Source organism: Neisseria sp. P0008.S004, assembly GCF_051962755.1.
Classification (GTDB): domain Bacteria; phylum Pseudomonadota; class Gammaproteobacteria; order Burkholderiales; family Neisseriaceae; genus Neisseria; species Neisseria subflava_A.
This window is the reverse complement of record NZ_JBQCUZ010000002.1, coordinates 178,213-196,044: the sequence shown is the minus strand read 5'-3', so window position 1 is coordinate 196,044 and position 17,832 is coordinate 178,213. Positions and strand designations below refer to the sequence as shown.

General features: G+C 47.4%; 14 protein-coding genes. 9 read left to right on the top strand and 5 right to left on the bottom strand.

Annotated features, from left to right (window positions below; genetic code table 11):
* Window positions 1–15: 15 nt before the first annotated feature.
* Together recX and ACTHSW_RS02725 are read right to left on the bottom strand one after the other, a co-directional pair.
* Window positions 16–477, bottom strand: a complete 462-nt coding sequence (gene recX / locus ACTHSW_RS02730; protein WP_070713113.1) for a recombination regulator RecX — start codon at window positions 475–477, stop codon at window positions 16–18.
* Window positions 478–573: 96 nt separating this feature from the next.
* On the bottom strand, window positions 574–1,287 hold the full coding sequence (locus tag ACTHSW_RS02725; RefSeq protein ID WP_070713108.1) for a phosphoglycolate phosphatase: 714 nt from the start codon (window positions 1,285–1,287) through the stop codon (window positions 574–576).
* 421 nt (window positions 1,288–1,708) lie between these two features.
* On the opposite strand from ACTHSW_RS02725, the gene ACTHSW_RS02720 reads away from it, so the two are divergent.
* The 4 genes from ACTHSW_RS02720 to ACTHSW_RS02705 all read left to right on the top strand — a co-directional run bounded on the left by ACTHSW_RS02720 (window position 1,709) and on the right by ACTHSW_RS02705 (window position 5,376).
* A complete protein-coding gene (locus ACTHSW_RS02720; RefSeq protein ID WP_049331560.1) occupies window positions 1,709–2,974 on the top strand; it encodes a Glu/Leu/Phe/Val family dehydrogenase in 1,266 nt (421 codons plus the stop codon).
* Between the two features lie 160 nt (window positions 2,975–3,134).
* Window positions 3,135–3,953, top strand: a complete 819-nt coding sequence (locus ACTHSW_RS02715; protein ID WP_003745836.1) for an FKBP-type peptidyl-prolyl cis-trans isomerase — start codon at window positions 3,135–3,137, stop codon at window positions 3,951–3,953.
* A gap of 97 nt (window positions 3,954–4,050) precedes the next feature.
* Window positions 4,051–4,677 carry a phosphoribosylglycinamide formyltransferase gene (gene purN / locus ACTHSW_RS02710; RefSeq protein ID WP_070461396.1) on the top strand — a complete coding sequence of 209 codons (627 nt, stop codon included), beginning with the start codon at window positions 4,051–4,053 and terminating at the stop codon, window positions 4,675–4,677.
* A gap of 30 nt (window positions 4,678–4,707) precedes the next feature.
* A complete protein-coding gene (locus ACTHSW_RS02705) occupies window positions 4,708–5,376 on the top strand; it encodes a DUF3108 domain-containing protein (protein WP_070461397.1) in 669 nt (222 codons plus the stop codon).
* A gap of 57 nt (window positions 5,377–5,433) precedes the next feature.
* On the opposite strand, the gene ACTHSW_RS02700 is transcribed toward ACTHSW_RS02705, so the two are convergent.
* The gene (locus ACTHSW_RS02700) at window positions 5,434–6,927 is read right to left on the bottom strand and encodes an Rne/Rng family ribonuclease (protein ID WP_070461398.1); all 1,494 of its coding nucleotides are present in this window, start codon (window positions 6,925–6,927) and stop codon (window positions 5,434–5,436) included.
* 237 nt (window positions 6,928–7,164) lie between these two features.
* Here ACTHSW_RS02700 and grxC point away from each other — a divergent pair, with 237 nt between their 5' ends.
* From grxC to recG, 4 genes are all read left to right on the top strand, one after another.
* Window positions 7,165–7,422, top strand: coding sequence for a glutaredoxin 3 (grxC, locus tag ACTHSW_RS02695; protein WP_003684090.1), 258 nt, complete (start codon window positions 7,165–7,167; stop codon window positions 7,420–7,422).
* A 21-nt stretch (window positions 7,423–7,443) separates the two neighbouring features.
* Window positions 7,444–7,878 carry a protein-export chaperone SecB gene (gene secB / locus ACTHSW_RS02690; protein WP_070461399.1) on the top strand — a complete coding sequence of 145 codons (435 nt, stop codon included), beginning with the start codon at window positions 7,444–7,446 and terminating at the stop codon, window positions 7,876–7,878.
* Window positions 7,879–8,140: 262 nt separating this feature from the next.
* The gene (locus ACTHSW_RS02685) at window positions 8,141–11,185 is read left to right on the top strand and encodes a TonB-dependent siderophore receptor (protein ID WP_070461510.1); all 3,045 of its coding nucleotides are present in this window, start codon (window positions 8,141–8,143) and stop codon (window positions 11,183–11,185) included.
* 249 nt (window positions 11,186–11,434) lie between these two features.
* On the top strand, window positions 11,435–13,474 hold the full coding sequence (gene recG / locus ACTHSW_RS02680) for an ATP-dependent DNA helicase RecG (RefSeq protein ID WP_070461511.1): 2,040 nt from the start codon (window positions 11,435–11,437) through the stop codon (window positions 13,472–13,474).
* A gap of 68 nt (window positions 13,475–13,542) precedes the next feature.
* On the opposite strand, the gene gdhA is transcribed toward recG, so the two are convergent.
* Window positions 13,543–14,877 (bottom strand): NADP-specific glutamate dehydrogenase, encoded by a 1,335-nt coding sequence (gene gdhA, locus ACTHSW_RS02675; RefSeq protein WP_003745850.1) that lies wholly within the window; start codon window positions 14,875–14,877, stop codon window positions 13,543–13,545.
* Between the two features lie 414 nt (window positions 14,878–15,291).
* Here gdhA and ACTHSW_RS02670 point away from each other — a divergent pair, with 414 nt between their 5' ends.
* The gene (locus ACTHSW_RS02670; RefSeq protein ID WP_107810843.1) at window positions 15,292–16,086 is read left to right on the top strand and encodes a thymidylate synthase; all 795 of its coding nucleotides are present in this window, start codon (window positions 15,292–15,294) and stop codon (window positions 16,084–16,086) included.
* 59 nt (window positions 16,087–16,145) lie between these two features.
* Here ACTHSW_RS02670 and ACTHSW_RS02665 read toward each other — a convergent pair whose 3' ends face one another.
* Window positions 16,146–17,585 (bottom strand): transferrin-binding protein-like solute binding protein, encoded by a 1,440-nt coding sequence (locus tag ACTHSW_RS02665; protein ID WP_107792408.1) that lies wholly within the window; start codon window positions 17,583–17,585, stop codon window positions 16,146–16,148.
* Window positions 17,586–17,832 lie beyond the last annotated feature (247 nt).

Sequence of the window (17,832 nt, the reverse complement as noted above, 5' to 3'; positions counted from 1 at the left end):
TTCAAGTGGGAATGATTATTGATAGAAGTCTTCGTCTTCATTCCACGCGGTTTTTAAGGCCGTCTGAATGGTGTCGGCACCAAAGCCGCGATAGGCAAGGAAACGCGCCTGTTTTTGTTTTTCTTTCAAATCTTGAGCTTCTTGCTTGAATTTTTTACGCAAGACGGAAATAGCGGTTTGCAGCTCGTCCTCTCTGTCGGGTAGGAACTCCCGACAGTCATCTGCATCAATACCTTGTTGAGCCAAGGCTTGTTTGAGGCGGAGCGTGCCGTAACGGTTGCTCTTGCTGTGAATATAGGCTTCTGCGTAACGTTGGTCGGATTGCCAATTTCGTTCGGCGAATTCGTCCAAAACCTTTTCCAATTCTTCTTCGCTTTCAGCGTGTGGGGCCAGTTTACGTTTCAAGCCGACACGGCTGACTTCCTGACGGGAAAGAATATCCAAGGCGTGGGCACGTAAGGTTTTAGGGGGTCTCATGGGATATGGTGGAGGTGAAGTGACTACATTGAATTACATTTTCAGACGGCCTGATTGGAAAAATAGCCGAAAAGGCCGTCTGAAAATAAAGCCGAATTATTCTTCGTCTTTATTTTTTTGCGGTTGTAGATTTTCGTAGATTTCAGGCAGGGCTCGAATCAACAAATCAGGTTTGGTCGCTTTGTCTTGAGAGAGCAAGGTCATGTCGCCGTAGCCGAATGTTACGCCGACGCTGAAGCAACCGGCCGCTTTAGCAGCAATAATGTCATTTTTGGAGTCGCCTACCATCAGCATATTGGCAACGTCGATGCCCAGAACTTCGGCCGCATGTTGAAGCGGCAATGGGCTGGGTTTTTTCTCAGTCAGGCTGTCTCCGCCGAGAACCAGGCTGAAATAGTCGTCGAGATTGAGCTGTTTCAGCAGCTCGGCTGCCAGAATTTCATTTTTGTTGGTAATGACAACCAATGGAATACCCAAAGACTTGAGCAGGCCGAGACCGGCTTCGGTTTCAGGGTAGGGGCGGGTAAAGTCGCTCAAGTGTTCGCGATAATATTTCATAAAGAACACAAAACCTTTTTCCCAGATTTCAGGATCGGCTTCTTTTTCACGATCATTGGTAATGACGCGATGAACCAACTTGCTGATGCCGTCGCCGACATAACTTTCAACCGTTTGGGTAGGCAAAACAGGTAAACCCAAGTGCGAACACATGGCTTGGGCTGCTGCGGCCAAATCGGGAACGGAATCACATAAGGTACCGTCCAAATCAAAGGCAACGGCTTGAACGTGTTCTAAAGCAGCAGTGGTCATTGAGTAGCTTTCCGTCATATTATTTAAGCGGTTATTTTAACATTGTTTGCCTGATTTGCCGATGTTTTGCTGATTCTTTAAAGGGATATTTGTTTAAATTGTTAACAATTTTTGCTGGTGTAAGTCTGTCAGTCTGTTGGCAATGTGGAAAGGATTTTGTCAACAAAAAGGGTGATTTGGTAGGCATTAAAAAACAAAGGGTTTGTGTGCTTTTTTGAATAGTTTGATGAGCATTTATACTGGGCCGTCTGAAAATTTTTTGGTCGGCGTGCCGATATTTTCAGACGGCCTCAAACTAAATTTATATATAAATGAATGGATTTGCTTTTTATCGACTACATGCTATTACATTTTTTCCTGTTTTTGTATATAGTAACAAGTATGGCTCTCGTCTAATCATGTGTATGAAAAGGAAAAATACATGTCCGCATCTGCTGTTAAAGAAACACTGAATCCGTTTGAAATTGCACAAAAACAAGTGAAAATTGCCTGTGATCGCCTGAATGCCGACCCGGCAGTATTTGAAATCTTGAAAAAGCCGCAACGTGTTTTGGAAGTCAACTTCCCTGTCAAACTCGACAACGGTACAGTAGAAAATTTCACCGGCTACCGTTCACAACACAATAATGCCGTCGGCCCTTACAAAGGCGGCGTGCGCTTCCATCCCAATGTAAATCTGGACGAAGTCAAAGCACTGTCTATTTGGATGACCATCAAATGCTGCGTGGCCGGTATTCCTTACGGCGGCGGTAAAGGCGGTATTACTTTGGATCCGCGTAACTATTCCGAAGCGGAATTGGAACGCATTGCTCGCGCTTATTCCGAAGCCATTTCTCCGCTGATCGGCGAGAAAATCGATATTCCTGCCCCTGATGTGAACACCAACGGCAAAATCATGTCTTGGATGGTTGATGCCTATGAAAACGTGGTGAAACATTCCGCGCCGGGCGTATTTACCGGCAAACCGGTTGAGTTTGGCGGCTCCTTGGCGCGTACCGAAGCCACCGGTTATGGTGTAAACTTCGCCGCCGTCCAAGCTTTGGAAAAACTGGGTAAAGACGTGAAGGGTGCCACTTACGCCATTCAAGGTTTCGGTAACGTGGGCTACCACACCGGTTACTATGCACACAAAGCCGGTGCGAAAATCGTTGCCGTATCTACTGTTGACGTTGCCATCTACAACGAAAACGGCTTGGATATGGAAGCAATCATTAAAGAATTCCAAACCAAAGGTTTCATCACCAACGAAGCCGGCTACGGCAAAGAAATCAGCAATGCCGAACTTTTGGCTCTGGAAGTGGATGTACTCGCCCCTTGCGCGCTGGAAAACCAACTGACTTCTGAAAATGCCGGTAAAGTCCGCGCGAAAATCGTGGTTGAAGGCGCAAACGGTCCGACTACTCCAGAGGCCGACGTTATCCTGCGTCAAAACGGCGTATTGGTTGTTCCTGATATTTTGGCAAACTGCGGCGGTGTGGTTGTATCTTATTTCGAATGGGTACAAAACCTGCAAGGCTACTACTGGGAGTTTGACGAAGTTCAAGAGAAAGAAACCGTGGTTCTGCGCCGTGCGTTCCGCGATATTTGGAACTTGGCTCAAGAATACGATGTTGACCTGCGTACCGCTTCTTACATGATGAGTATCCGTCGTGTTGAAAAAGCAATGAAACTGCGCGGTTGGTATTAATCGGTTGACTGATAGCTAAGACAAGGCCGTCTGAAACCTGTTTTCAGATGGCCTTGATGTTTTTAATAAGAGCCTTTACAAATTTTAATCCACCTTGATTCCATTTCAATCAAACTCAGCTATAATCCCCTTTTTTGACCTTTCCGGAAAAGACATAATCATGAACAAAACTTTCAAATTCAGCGCATTGGCTTTGTCTGCTCTGTTGGCGATGACTGCTTGCAACCAACAAAAAGACACTGCCGCCAAAGATGCTCCTGCAGCTTCCGCAGCTTCAAATGCGACTGCAGATGCTTCCGCCATCGGTTCTACTGCCCAACAAGCCAGCTACGCAATGGGTGTGGACATCGGCCGTTCATTGAAACAAATGAAAGACCAAGGTACAGAAATCGATTTGAAAGTCTTCACCGAAGCCATGGAAGCCATGTTTGAAGGCAAAGAAGTCAAAATGACTGAAGCCCAAGCTCAGGAAGTGATGATGAAATTCCTGCAAGAGCAACAAGAAAAAGCGGCTGCCAAACGTGCTGAAGATGCCAAAGCAAACTTGGAAAAAGGCGAAGCGTTCTTGAAAGAAAACGCGACTAAAGAAGGCGTGAAAACCAGCGCTTCCGGTCTGCAATACAAAATCACCAAAGAAGGCGAAGGTAAAAAACCGACTAAAGACGACATGGTTACCGTTGAATACGAAGGCCGTCTGATTGATGGTACCGTATTTGACAGCAGCAAAGCCAACGGCGGCCCAGTCAGCTTCCCTGTAAGCCAAGTCATTCCAGGTTGGACTGAAGGTATCCAACTCTTGAAAGAAGGCGGCGAAGCAACATTCTACATCCCGGCTAAATTGGCTTACCGCGAAGTGGGCGCCGGCGATAAAATCGGCCCGAACGCCACTTTGGTATTCGACGTGAAACTGGTTAAAGTCGGCGCGCCTGATGCTGCCGCACAACAACCAGTACAAGTTGACGTACAAAAAGTTCAATAATCCGAATCAAGGCTTACGCCCTTAAACAACGGATAAAAGGCCGTCTGAAAAAATTCCGTTTCAGACGGCCTTTGTTCCAAACCAACAAGGAATTATGATGAAAAATATCGTCATCCTTATTTCCGGACGCGGCAGCAATATGCAGGCGATTGTGAATGCCGATATTCCCGATGCCAACATTGCAGCCGTATTGAGTAACAGCGAGACCGCAGCCGGATTGGCATGGGCGGCAGAGCGTGGTATTGCCACCGACAGTTTGAACCATAAAAACTTCGACTCGCGTCTGGCATTTGATCAGGCCATGATGGAAAAAATCGATGCCTATCAGCCGGATTTGGTGGTATTGGCGGGCTTTATGCGCATTTTAACCCCGGAATTCTGCGCCCATTATGAAAACCGTCTGATCAATATCCATCCGTCCATCCTGCCTTCCTTTACCGGTTTGCATACCCATGAGCGCGCATTGGAAGCAGGTTGCCGAGTGGCAGGCTGCACCATCCATTTCGTAACTCCTGAGCTGGATTGCGGCCCGATTATTTCGCAAGGCATTGTGCCTATTTTGGACGGCGATACCACCGACGACGTTGCCGCACGCGTGCTGACGGTTGAACACCAGCTGTTTCCGCAAGCCGTTGCCGATTTTGTTGCAGGCCGTCTGAAAATCGAAGGCAACCGCGTTTTGAATGCACAACGCAATGCCGCCGGTCAAAGCCTGCTGGCTTGATTAAAACACCATACACACAAGGAAAACATCATGAATCCGATTAAAACAACCCTGCTGACACTTTCCCTACTTACAGCCTCCATCGGCGCGCAAGCCGCTGAATTGCCGCAATCTGCCGTTTTGCAATACTCAGGCAGCTACGGTATTCCTGCGACCATGACCTTCACACGCAGCGGCAACCAATACAAAATCGTCTCTACCATCAAAGTACCGCTTTACAATATCCGCTTTGAATCCGGCGGCAGCATTAACGGCACGACCTTGAATCCGTCTTACTACAAAGATGTACGCGGCGGCAAAGTGTATGCCGAGGCCAAATTCTCCGGCGGCAACATCACTTATGGTAAAGCAGGTGATTTGAAAACCGAAAAATCCGGCCCGGCCATGGACTTGTTCACTTTGGCATGGCAACTGGCCGCCAATGACGTGCGCCTGCCGTCAGGTTTGAAAATTACCAACGGTAAAAAACTGTACACCGTCGGCAGCATGAACAAAATCGGCAGCGAAAGCTATAAACTGAACGGCGGTACAACGCCTGTGAGCAAATATCGCGTCCGCCGTGGCGACGATACCGTGACTTACTCGTTTGCTTCCGATATCGACAATATCCCTGCGCAAATCAGTTATACCGATGACGGCAAAACCTACAACTTGAAACTGACTTCCGTCAAAATCAACGGTAAAGTAGTGAAACCGTAATCTTTATTTGCTCAAACAAGAAGGCCGTCTGAAAAGTTTTCAGACGGCCTTTTATCTTTATAGCAACACAATATCGTATTGTTCCTGCGTGTAGGCGGTTTCGACTGCCAGCGAAATCGGCTTGCCGATAAAGTCTATCAACATCGCCAGCGATTGCGATTCTTCGTCTAGGAACAAGTCGATGACATTCGGAGCAGCCAAAATGCGGAAGGCTTGGACATCGTAGCGGCGCGCTTCGCGGACGATTTCGCGTTGGATTTCGTAGCACACGGTTTGCGGCGTTTTCAGACGGCCTCGGCCTTGGCAGGAAGGGCAGGGTTCGCAGAGGATTTGGCTTAAGTTTTCACGCGAGCGTTTACGGGTCAGTTCGACAAGGCCCAGACTGGTAAAGCCGTTGAGGGTGACGCGGGTGCGGTCGAAACTGAGGGCTTTGGCAAGCTCTTGCAGGACGGCTTCGCGGTGGACTTCCTGCGCCATATCGATGAAGTCGATGATGATGATGCCGCCGAGATTGCGCAGGCGAAGTTCGCGGGCGATGGTGTGGCAGGCTTCGAGGTTGGTGCGAAAGATGGTTTCATCAAAATTGCGCGCGCCGACAAAGCCGCCGGTGTTGACATCGATGGTGGTCATGGCTTCGGTGGACTCGATGATGAGGTAGCTGCCGAAGTTGAGGTTGACGCGCGGTTGGAGGGCGCGGGCGATTTCCTGCTCGATGTTGTGGGTTTCAAATAGGGGGCGTTCACCTTTGAACAGCTCGATTCTGCCCAATGCACCTTGAACGTATTGTTCGGCAAAATGGGTCATGCGGCGGTGGTTTTCGGTGGAATCGACCAGGATTTTGTGCGTATCGAGGCTGAACATATCTCGTAATACGCGCAGGCTTAATGGCAAATCTTGATAGAGCAGGGTTTCGGGCGGCTGAATTTTTGCCTGTTTTTGAATGTGTTCCCACACTTTGGTCAGATAGTTGATGTCTGATTGCAGTTGGTCATCGGAGGCGTTTTCAGCATTGGTGCGGATAATATAGCCGTGGCAGGCGTTTTCGGGCAGCAGATTGTTGAGACGCTCCCTCAAACTGCTGCGTTCGGCATCGTCTTCAATGCGTTGGGAAATGCCGATGTGGTCTTCTTGCGGAAGATGGACGAGGAAACGGCCGGCCAGCGAGATTTGTGTAGAAAGGCGCGCGCCTTTTGTATTGATGGGGTCTTTGATGACCTGAACCAAGACGGACTGACCTTCAAAGAGCATGTGTTCGATGCGTTGGGTTTCGTCCGGGTTGCGGCGTTGTTCGAGGACATCGACGATGTGCAGAAACGCGGCGCGTTCCAAACCGATATCGATAAACGCGCTTTGCATGCCGGGAAGGACGCGTTTGACGACGCCCAAATAAATATTGCCGACCAAGCTATGACCGCTGTTGCGCTCGATGTGCAGCTCGCAGATATTGTTCTCTTCCAAAACAGCCACACGCGTTTCTTGCGGCGTGATGTTGACGAGGACAGTTTCGGGCGGACGCACGGCGTCCTTGGGGATGGGGATTCCTGAAAGCATGGGGATACCTGATTTTGAATAGAAAAACTTTTGCGATGTGTTCTTCTCCAAAAAACAAATGGCAAAAGTCATTCTGCGAAAGCGCTTATCATACTTTAATTATGGTTTTTCCGCATCTGCACAAATGTTTATGGTCAGAAGGCCGTCTGAATGTTTTTTACAACCGTACGGCGGGAACACTTGTAAAATAGCACCTATGCCCATATAGTCATGAACATTGGTATTCTGGAAGAAATCATGCAAACCGTTACTGTTTATACCGGTCCATATTGCCCATACTGCACCATGGCGAAAAGGCTGTTGCAGGCGGTGGGTGTGAAAGAAATCAACGAAATCCGCATCGACGGCAATCCGGAAGTTTTTGCCGAAATGCAGCAGCTTTCCGGCCAGCGCAGCGTGCCGCAGATTTTTATCGGCGACACCCATGTCGGTGGCTTTACCGATTTGTACCGCTTGCAGCAGGAAGGCAAGTTGGACGAATTACTGAATCCTTAACCCTTAACTTAGGAAAATAAAATGAGCGAAGAATTGCAACCCGTATTCAGCGTTGAGCGTCTGTATGTAAAAGACTTGTCTTTGGAAGTGCCTCACGCACCACAAATCTTCTTGGAACAAGGCGCGCCTGAAGTGGATATGCGCGTTTCTACCGGCAACACCAAACTGGAAGACGGTTTCTACAGCGTTGACGTTACCGTGACCGTGACTGCCAAACTGAACGAAGAGCGCACCATGTTCTTGAACGAAGTTACCCAAAGCGGCATCTTCCGTTTGGAAAACATTCCTGAGGAAGACGTACAACTGCTGTTGGGCGTTGCTTGTCCGAACATCCTGTTCCCTTACGCACGCGAAGCCATTTCCAACAGCGTAACCCGCGCCGGCTTCCCACCTGTACTGCTTGCTCCGATCAACTTCGAAGCAATCTACCAAGAACAACAGGGAGCTAACGCTTAATCGCGTTATACCTAAATTAAGGCCGTCTGAAACATTGTGTTCAGACGGCCTTTTTTTATCTAAAAATCAGGATATAAGAAAAAATCTATAACAAAAAGTTCATATATTAATGCATCAGGTATATAATGATTCCGCCTATCATTACTATTATATTTTAATTTTATAGATTAAATATCATTTAAAATTAATAAATTATAATTTTTATCAAGTAGGTAAGTAGATTCTATTAATTAAGGAAATAGTTGTGAAACCTGATTTTCAAATGAAAACAATTTGTTTGTTATTAGTACTGCCTTGCCAAACTGTTTTTGCAGATACAGGACATCAAGAAGTTGAACATGTAGATATGGATACGGTCAAGGTCAGTGGCAAACGGCAGGCACAAAGGAATACCGAGCGCAGTCAGTCTTATACAATCGGAACGATGGCAACGGCGACTGGGTTGCGTATTTCAGGCAAGGATACGCCGCAGTCGGTGAGCGTAATGACGCGTCGGCAGCTAGATGATAAAGCAATATATTCTTTAGAAGATGCAATGAAAAACACTACGGGAATCAACGTGGTTCGGGATTCGGGCCTACAAACTCGTTTTTTGTCTCGTGGTTTCTATGTTGATCAGATTGGTGAAGACGGTATTACCACTAATGTGTCTGGACGTTCGGGTTATACGGCAAAAATCGATGTCTCACCCAGTACAGACCTTGCTGTTTATGATCACATTGAGGTTGTCAGAGGTGCAACCGGTCTTACTCAGTCCAATTCAGAACCGGGTGGAACCATTAATTTAATCCGTAAGCGGCCAGCAGCTCTGTTTAAGCATACAGGTGAAATCAGCACTGACCATAGGGGCAGCAAGCGTTTGGCTTTGGATGTATCTGGAAGCTTGAATAATGAACATACGGTACGCGGTAGGCTGGTTGGTGTTCATGAGGACCACCGTTCTTTTAAAGAGGGTGTATGGAACAAGAAAGACATGGTTTATGGCGTGATCGATACGGATTTGAGTGATAACAGTATGCTGACTTTTGGGGGTACTTATCAGAAAAATAAAGATATTCCCGATTTTGCCGGCGTGATTTTACCTTGTGAGGATCAAAAAACTGCGGCCTTCAGCTCCAGTCCGGCCTGTAACAATCCTTTGAAATTGCCACGTAATACTTATTTGGGTGAAACCTCATGGTCACGCCTGAATGCTGATAAATACAATATTTTTTCCGGTTTCAAACATGTCTTTGACAATGGATGGCAACTCAATGCCGAAATTTCTTATACGCGTAATGATTCAGATGCCAAAGTCGGACAATTTTTTCTGAAAAACGAACACGCGGCAGGTATTTCAGCATCTGCGGCAACGGGTTTCCTAACTGAAAAGGGAGAGGTTATCCCTTTTGAGCCTAAAGACAAGGCGTTGGCAAAATTAAAAGAATATCGTGATGGCGTCACGAAAACATATGAAGAGAAAAAAGCAGATTATGTTGCCCATCATTTCGATTCATCTGCTTTTGAACAATATCGCTCCCAAAGGGCGGCAGCACGTCGGGCAGGTTTCGATCAATGTATGCAGGACATTGGTTTGGATTTCCTATGCAACGACTGGCAGGATCCGGGTGTAGAAGTAGATAAAAAAGAGTTTATTGATAAGGAGCTTGCAAAGCAAGGAATTATTAACAATGCAGAAGGCCTGTTTCCCAACCGTCTATACGACTCAGCATACAATCTTCGCCACACATACAACCGCCGTTACAACTTCATGCCGTTGCACTATACCAAACACGATGTGCAATGGGGCTTTAAGCTGGATCTGACAGGTAATTACCGCCTGCTTGGGCGTGAACATGATTTCTTTGTCGGTTATGCGTATAACAATGAAAAAATTCGTTCTGCTTATACGGAAATATATCAAAACCGTTATTTTGTCCGTCCTCAAGGTTATGCAGGTGCAGGCAGTTGCGGCATTCATCCCGATGGTCCGGAGCGTAATCCTTTAGAAAAAGGTATTGTCGAACCAGATTGGCATATTTATAACGAAAAAGGTAATAACAAGATCTATGTGCCGGAATGCAGTGGCGCGCATGTGACCAAATATACTCCTCGTTTGGATGCAGAGGGTAAGCCTGTCTGGACAGTCAACGACAATGGTGAGCGCGTAATGGTGCAAGATCCTGTTTACGAATTGGATGCAAATGGAAACAAAATACAGGAGCGGGATGAAGAGGGAAATTTGAAATGGGCAAACCAATATCTGAAAACGCCGCTGTGGAAAACTGTTCAGGTTGCAGATGATCATGTTCCGGCGTTATACAATTATTCGAAATACCTTAACACGAATAAAACACATTCTTTGACTGTCAGTACCCGCTTTAATGCAACCAACCGTCTGCATCTCTTGGGCGGTATGCACTATACGCGCTATGAAACCACACAAGCCAAAGAAATGCCTGTACGCTATGGCCAGCCTGCTACGGCATTTCAAACTGAGAGCAGTAACAAAATCGACAAAGAACACTACACCTCAAAAATGCAAAGTCATAGGTTCACGCCATATGCAGGCATTACCTACGACCTGACACCGCAACAAAGCTTGTATGCCAGCTATACTAAGATTTTTAAACAACAGGATAACGTTGATGTAACCAGCAAATCCGTTCTTCCACCACTCATCGGGACTAACTATGAAATAGGTTGGAAAGGGTCGTTCTTGCAAGGCCGTCTGAATGCTTCGCTTGCCTTATTTGTTTTACAGCAGAAAAACCGAACCGTTGTCGATTTCGGATTTGTTCCCGATACTAGTCGTAACGGAGGTTCATTCCAAACCATCGCCAAACCTGTGGGTAAGGTTAAGAGCAGCGGTGCAGAACTTGAATTGGCTGGCGAATTGTCGGAAAACTGGCGTATTTTTGTTGGCTACACATATAACAAAAGTAAGTATAAAAATGCTGCAGAAGTCAATGCGGAGCGGTTGGAGAAAAACACGACTGCCGACCCATATAACTTCAGTAACTTCACGCCGGTACATATGTTCCGCCTCGGTACAAGCTACCGCTTGCCTCAAACTAAGTTGACCTTGGGTGGTGGAATATCCGCGCAAAGTCGCACAAGTAGCCTTTACAATATTCGCCAAGGAGGCTACGGACTTATAGATGGCTTTGTTCAATATGACTTTCACAAACACGGCAGAATCAGCCTGATCGGAACGAACCTGGCTGACAGGACGTATTTTGAAAACAACTACAACCGTACGCGAGGTCAAAACAATTTCTATGGCGAACCGCGGACAGTCAAATTGAAATTGGATTGGCATTTCTAGAGCGAATGGATCATTATTTGGTATGTGAACATTATTGGCCAAATTCCTGATAAAAGTATGGATTGAACATCCTTCTTTTTTGAAAGCTGTTTTCTAACAATGGCTGAAGTTGATTCGATAGCCGGCGTATTTTCAAATATTCATTTGTTTCAAGTATTCAGCTTTGAAGGCCGTCTGAAACATTGCGTTCAGACGGCCTTTTTGTTTTCGGATAAAATACAGCAAACTTTAAATCAGCTGCCTTTTAAGATGACGCCCGAAACCCAAAAACAGCTCAAAATTACCGATGTTTCCGCTAAGAAGCTCGAGAAACTCAACCTCCATACCGCATGGGATTTGGTGTTGCACCTGCCGTTGCGTTATGAGGATGAGACGCACATCATGCCGATTAAGGATGCACCAATCGGCGTGCCGTGTCAGGTTGAGGGCGAAGTCATTCATCAGGAAGTGACATTTAAGCCGCGCAAGCAGCTGATTGTCCAAATCGCCGACGGTTCCGGCAGCGTCCTTTTTCTGCGCTTTATCCACTTTTATGCCAGCAACCAGAAACAGATGGCGGTCGGCAAGCGCATCCGCGCCGTGGGCGAAATCAAGCACGGGTTTCACGGCGACGAGATGATTCATCCTAAAATCCGCGATGCCGAGAGCAGCGGTTTGGCAGAAAGCCTTACGCCGATTTATCCGACCGTAAACGGTTTAAATCAACCCACTTTGCGCCGTATTATTCAGACGGCCTTGGACGTTACGCCGTTGCACGACACCTTGCCTGATGCTTTATTAGGCCGTCTGAAATTGCCGCACCTTGCCGAAAGCCTGCGCCTTTTGCATTCGCCGCCGCCAAGCTTCACCATTCATCAACTTTCAGACGGCACGCTGCCTGCATGGCAACGGCTCAAATTTGACGAACTTTTGGCGCAACAGCTTTCTATGCGCTTGGCACGGCAGAAGCGCGTCAGCGGCTCGGCCACGGCATTGGGTGGCGACGGCACATTGACTCAAGCCCTGCGCCACGCTTTGCCGTTTGCCCTGACTGATGCGCAAGAAAGAGTTGTTTCCGAAATCTGCCACGATATGGCGCAAACCCACCCCATGCACCGCCTGCTGCAAGGCGATGTTGGCAGCGGCAAAACCATTGTGGCCGCCTTGTCTGCTTTGACTGCTATCGAATCCGGTGCGCAGGTGGCTGTAATGGCGCCGACCGAAATCCTTGCCGAACAGCACTTCATCAAGTTCAAACAATGGCTTGAGCCTTTAGGGCTTGAAGTCGTTTGGCTTTCCGGTAGCCAGCGCAAAAAAGCCAAAGACGAAGCCAAAGCCAAACTGGCTGACGGCACTGTCAAAATTGCCATCGGCACGCACGCCCTGTTTTCAGACGACGTCGAGTTTCAAAATCTCGGCTTGGTGATTGTGGACGAACAACACCGCTTCGGCGTCGCCCAACGCCTCGCCCTCAAAAACAAAGGGCGCGACGTCCACCAGCTGATGATGTCTGCCACCCCCATCCCGCGCACGCTTGCTATGAGTTTCTTCGCCGACTTAGACGTGTCCGTTATCGACGAATTGCCGCCCGGGCGTACCCCGATTAAAACCCGTCTCGTCAACAACGTCCGCCGCGCCGAAGTCGAAGGCTTCGTTCTCAACATCTGCCGCAAAGGGCAGCAGGCATACTGGGTCTGTCCGCTGATTGAAGAAAGCGAAACTCTGCAACTGCAAACCGCCACCGAAACCCTCGAGCAGCTTCAGGCAGCCTTGCCCGAACTCAACATCGGCTTGGTACACGGGCGCATGAAGGCCGCCGAAAAAGCTGAAGTCATGGCGGAGTTTGCCGCAGGCCGTCTGAACGTATTGGTCGCCACTACCGTCATCGAAGTCGGCGTAGATGTGCCCAATGCCGCCTTGATGGTCATCGAACACGCCGAGCGCATGGGCTTGGCGCAGCTGCACCAATTACGCGGTCGGGTAGGGCGCGGCGCGGCAGAAAGCGTGTGCGTCCTCCTGTTTGCTGAACCCTTGAGCGAACTCGCCAAAGCGCGGTTGAAAGTCATCTACGAACACACCGACGGCTTTGAAATCGCCCGCCAAGACCTCAACATCCGCGGCCCCGGCGAATTTCTCGGCGCGCGTCAAAGCGGCGTTCCCATGCTGCGTTTTGCCAATCTTGAAGAAGACTTACACCTTTTAGAACAAGCGCGCGAAATTGCCCCTTTGCTGATTGAACAAAACCCTGAAATCGTCGAAGCACATCTGGCAAGATGGCTTTCCAGCAGGGAAGGTTATTTGGGCGTATAAAATTTTCATGAAAAGAAAAAGGCCGTCTGAAATATTTCAGACGGCCTTTGATTTGGCTGGATAGGGGTTTAGAAACCTTGCGCCAACATGGCATCAGCAACTTTGACGAAACCGGCAATGTTCGCACCATTGACATAGTTCACTTTGTCGCCGACTTTGCCGTATTTCAGGCAGGATTCGTGGATGTTGTGCATGATGTCGAACAGGCGTTGGTCGACTTCTTCACGTGTCCAAGACAGGCGGATGGCGTTTTGACTCATTTCCAAACCTGAAGTCGCTACGCCGCCGGCGTTGGAGGCTTTGCCCGGAGCGTAGAGGATGCCGGCTTTGATAAATTGTTCGACCGCGCCCAAAGTTGACGGCATGTTCGCACCTTCGGCAACCACATAGCAACCGTTTGCCAGCAGGATTTTGGCGGCATCTGCATCCAATTCGTTTTGGGTGGCGCAAGGCAGGGCGACTTCGGCCGCGATATTCCACGGTTTTTGGTTTTCAAAGTATTGCAGGCCTTGTTCTTTGGCGTAAGTGGCGACGCGTTCGCGGCGTACTTCTTTCAGCTCGATCAAAGCGGCCAGTTGCGCTTCGGTCATACCGCTGTCAGGGAAGAGGACAAAGCCGTTGGAGTCGGAAACGGTCAATACTTTTGCACCCAGTTGGATGGCTTTTTCGGCAGCGTATTGCGCCACGTTGCCGGAGCCGGAAATCAACACGCGTTTGCCTTCGATGCTGTCGTTGCGGGTTTCCAACATGGCTTGGGCAAAATATACGCAGCCGTAGCCGGTGGCTTCAGGGCGAATCAGGCTGCCGCCCCATTCGAGGCCTTTGCCGGTCAGGACGGAAGCAAATTCGTTGCGGATTTTTTTGTATTGGCCGAACAGATAGCCGATTTCGCGGCCGCCTACGCCGATATCGCCGGCAGGGACGTCGGTGTCGGCGCCGATGTGACGGTAGAGTTCGGTCATAAAGGCTTGGCAGAAGCGCATTACTTCGGCATCGGATTTGCCTTTAGGATCAAAGTCGGAACCGCCTTTGCCGCCGCCCATAGGCAGGGTGGTCAGCGCGTTTTTGAAGACTTGTTCAAAAGCAAGGAATTTCAACACGCCCAAATCGACGGTAGGGTGGAAGCGCAAGCCGCCTTTGTAAGGGCCGATGGCGGAGCTCATTTGAATGCGGTAGCCGCGGTTGACTTGGACTTGGCCTTTGTCGTCCATCCAAGTAACGCGGAACATAATCACGCGCTCCGGTTCAACAATACGCTCAAGCAGGCTTTGTTGGGTGTATTTTGGGTTTTTTGCTAAAAACGGATCCAAACTCATGAACACTTCTTCAACAGCTTGATGGAAGGGTTCTTGGTTGGGGTTGCGTTGTTTGAGATTGGTAAATAGAGTGTTCAGGTCGGTCATTTTTCTACTCCTATTGAGTGAGATATTTCAATATTTATGTTTTGAAATATAGCCGTAAAAATTTTACTTGCCAAGAAAAATTTTACCTAGATTGTTGACATTATTTTTTTACCAATTTGTAAAAATGGAATTATATTTTAAATTTAATTAAAAATATTTAAAAATATTTCATAAAATAGATTTTTATAAAAATAAAATGCTTAGTAATTAAACTAGAAAATATTGAAAATTTTTTTGTAAAAATTTAATTCAGCTCAAAAATTTGTGTAAATTAGCGCTAAATTGTCAACATTGTTAATGAGTGTATTACGCGAATATGGGGAAGGTCGCCCCATTGAAGACAGAGAGGCAGGCCGTCTGAAAATTCGGTACAATACACACGAAATTCCCACAACACATACACTAAGGAAACACATGAAAGCCTATCACGACCTTATGCGCCATGTTCTCGACAATGGCATCGACAAATCCGACCGTACCGGCACCGGCACGCGTTCCGTGTTCGGTTACCAAATGCGTTTTGATTTGAGTGAAGGCTTTCCGCTGTTAACCACCAAAAAACTGCATCTGCGCTCGATTATTCATGAGCTACTTTGGTTTCTCAAAGGCGATACCAACATCAAATACCTGAAAGAGAACAACGTTTCCATTTGGGACGAATGGGCGGACGAAAACGGCGATTTAGGCCCGGTTTACGGCTACCAATGGCGCAGTTGGCCTGCACCCGACGGCCGCCATATCGACCAAATTGCCAACGTGGTGGAACAAATCAAGAAAAATCCCGACTCGCGCCGCCTGATTGTGTCCGCATGGAATCCGGCTTTGGTCGATGAAATGGCCTTGCCGCCTTGCCACGCGCTGTTTCAGTTTTACGTTGCCAACGGCAAACTGTCTTGCCAGCTTTACCAACGCAGCGCCGATATTTTCCTTGGCGTACCGTTCAACATCGCCAGCTACGCATTGTTGACCATGATGATGGCCCAAGTATGCGGACTGGAAGCAGGTGAGTTTATCCATACGTTTGGCGATGCGCATTTGTACAGTAACCATATCGAGCAGGCCCAGCTACAATTAAGCCGCGATTTCCGAAACCTGCCGACCATGAAAATCAACCCTGAAGTCAAAGACTTGTTTGAATTTAAATTTGAAGACTTTGAATTGGAAGGCTACGATCCGCATCCGCATATCAAAGCAGCCGTATCGGTGTAATCTAAGTTGAAAATAAAAAGGCCGTCTGAAACTTCAGACGGCCTTTTGTTTAGGCAGGGTTATTGACGTTTCGCGCCATAGCCACCGATTAAGTGTTCGGTTGCATCTTTGTTTTTCAAGCCGTAAGTGCCGCCAATTTCTGCAGCATTGGGGCCGTAGAATTTGCCGTTCAGGTTGCCGCTTAACTTGTCATCGGCCGTGCTGACTTTACCGGAGAAGAGGTTGCCGTCTTTCCAGCTTGCCGTACCTTTGAAATCATAGTTGTTATCTGCTTTGGATACGCGCTTACCATTTTCTAAAGTATGGAAGTGTGAGTTTGACGTTTCAAAACGGACGCCTTTGAGGCCGAAATCAACGATAGCCATGACATTGGAAGTCAACTGACGATTGTTCTTGTCGGTAACCACATAGGCAGTGGAAATACCTTTGTAGGTGGCTGTTCCTTTAGCAGGCAGGGTTGTGAAGACAGTTTCATCGCCCAGGCTTTGGTAGCCTTGGTATACATGTCCTTTAGGGTCGGTGTAATACGCGAAGGTTTGATATGTCCAGCCGGCCGCAGAAGGATCATGCAACACAATTTTGGTGCCGTCATCAAAGTTGATAACATAAACGCCATCGAATTGTTTATCGAAGACTAAGCCATTTTTATCAGTGCGGAAGTAGGCTAACTTATCGCTGTCAATTTTATTAAAGGTTGCCAGACCAGTACGATGTTGCAGATTTTTTTGGTATAAAGCGTCTAAGTCTCTAATTTTAGCTTTAATTTCCTTTATTTTGTCATGATCAACTTGGCCAGACTCTGAGTTTTGTTCTTTTTTTAGATTTTCTTTTTCAGCTTCTAACTTCTTATAAAGTTCAACAATACGTTCATCCAAAGTTGATTTGCCGTATGCGAATTCGGTATTTTTCTCTTTGCCCGTTTGTTCGCTGACATCAGTTTGAGTATTGCCTTTTGAATATACTTTGGCAATAACAGAAGCGTAGCTTGTCCATGTAGTTTGGGTTGCGTTGCCATCAGTGGTCTTGTTAAATAACACAACGCCGTCCATTTTGACTTCATCATTGCTGTTAAAGTCAATAGAACTGATCAGGCCATTTTGGTTACGGTCTTGATTGTCTGTTTGGAACATTTTGCCTGCGGCATCTTTGCGGATTTGTACGTTAGGGTTGGATTGCTGTGCACCTTTGGAGGAGATGAAATGTGTGTGCAAAGGCTGGGTAACGTTGGCCGGATCGATTGGATCTTCATCGGTCAGTTTGGCGAGGTTGTCGGCACTGTTGGTAAGCGTAGTAGACGGCGCTTTCGGAGTGTTGACATTGCTGTTATTGTTGGCAGGATTGCCATTATTGCCAGTAGAGTTGCCGGTATTATTGGTAGGAGTCGCGCCGGTGCTTAAAGCAGATGAACCGCCGCCTCCGCCACCACCGCATGCGGACAAGATGGCTGCGCTGATGGCTGTAAAAACGATGGTTTTAAGTTTGGTTTGGATGTTTGACATGAGATTCCCTGTATCGTTATTCGCTTGATGAAAAGGTCGGAGATATCGTTTATCTGATTTTTAAACCTTTAAAGCCCGATAATAACCATAAATCATAAAAAAATAAACAGATTGTTTGCATTTCTGTACAAAAATTAATCAAAGGGCAGGTGGTTGGGCAGGTGTTTTTTTAGTTAATTGTTTTATATGAATTTCTTTTAAATAGTTTAGTGAGTTCAATACTAGTCTGTTTCTTTTTAACAAACTT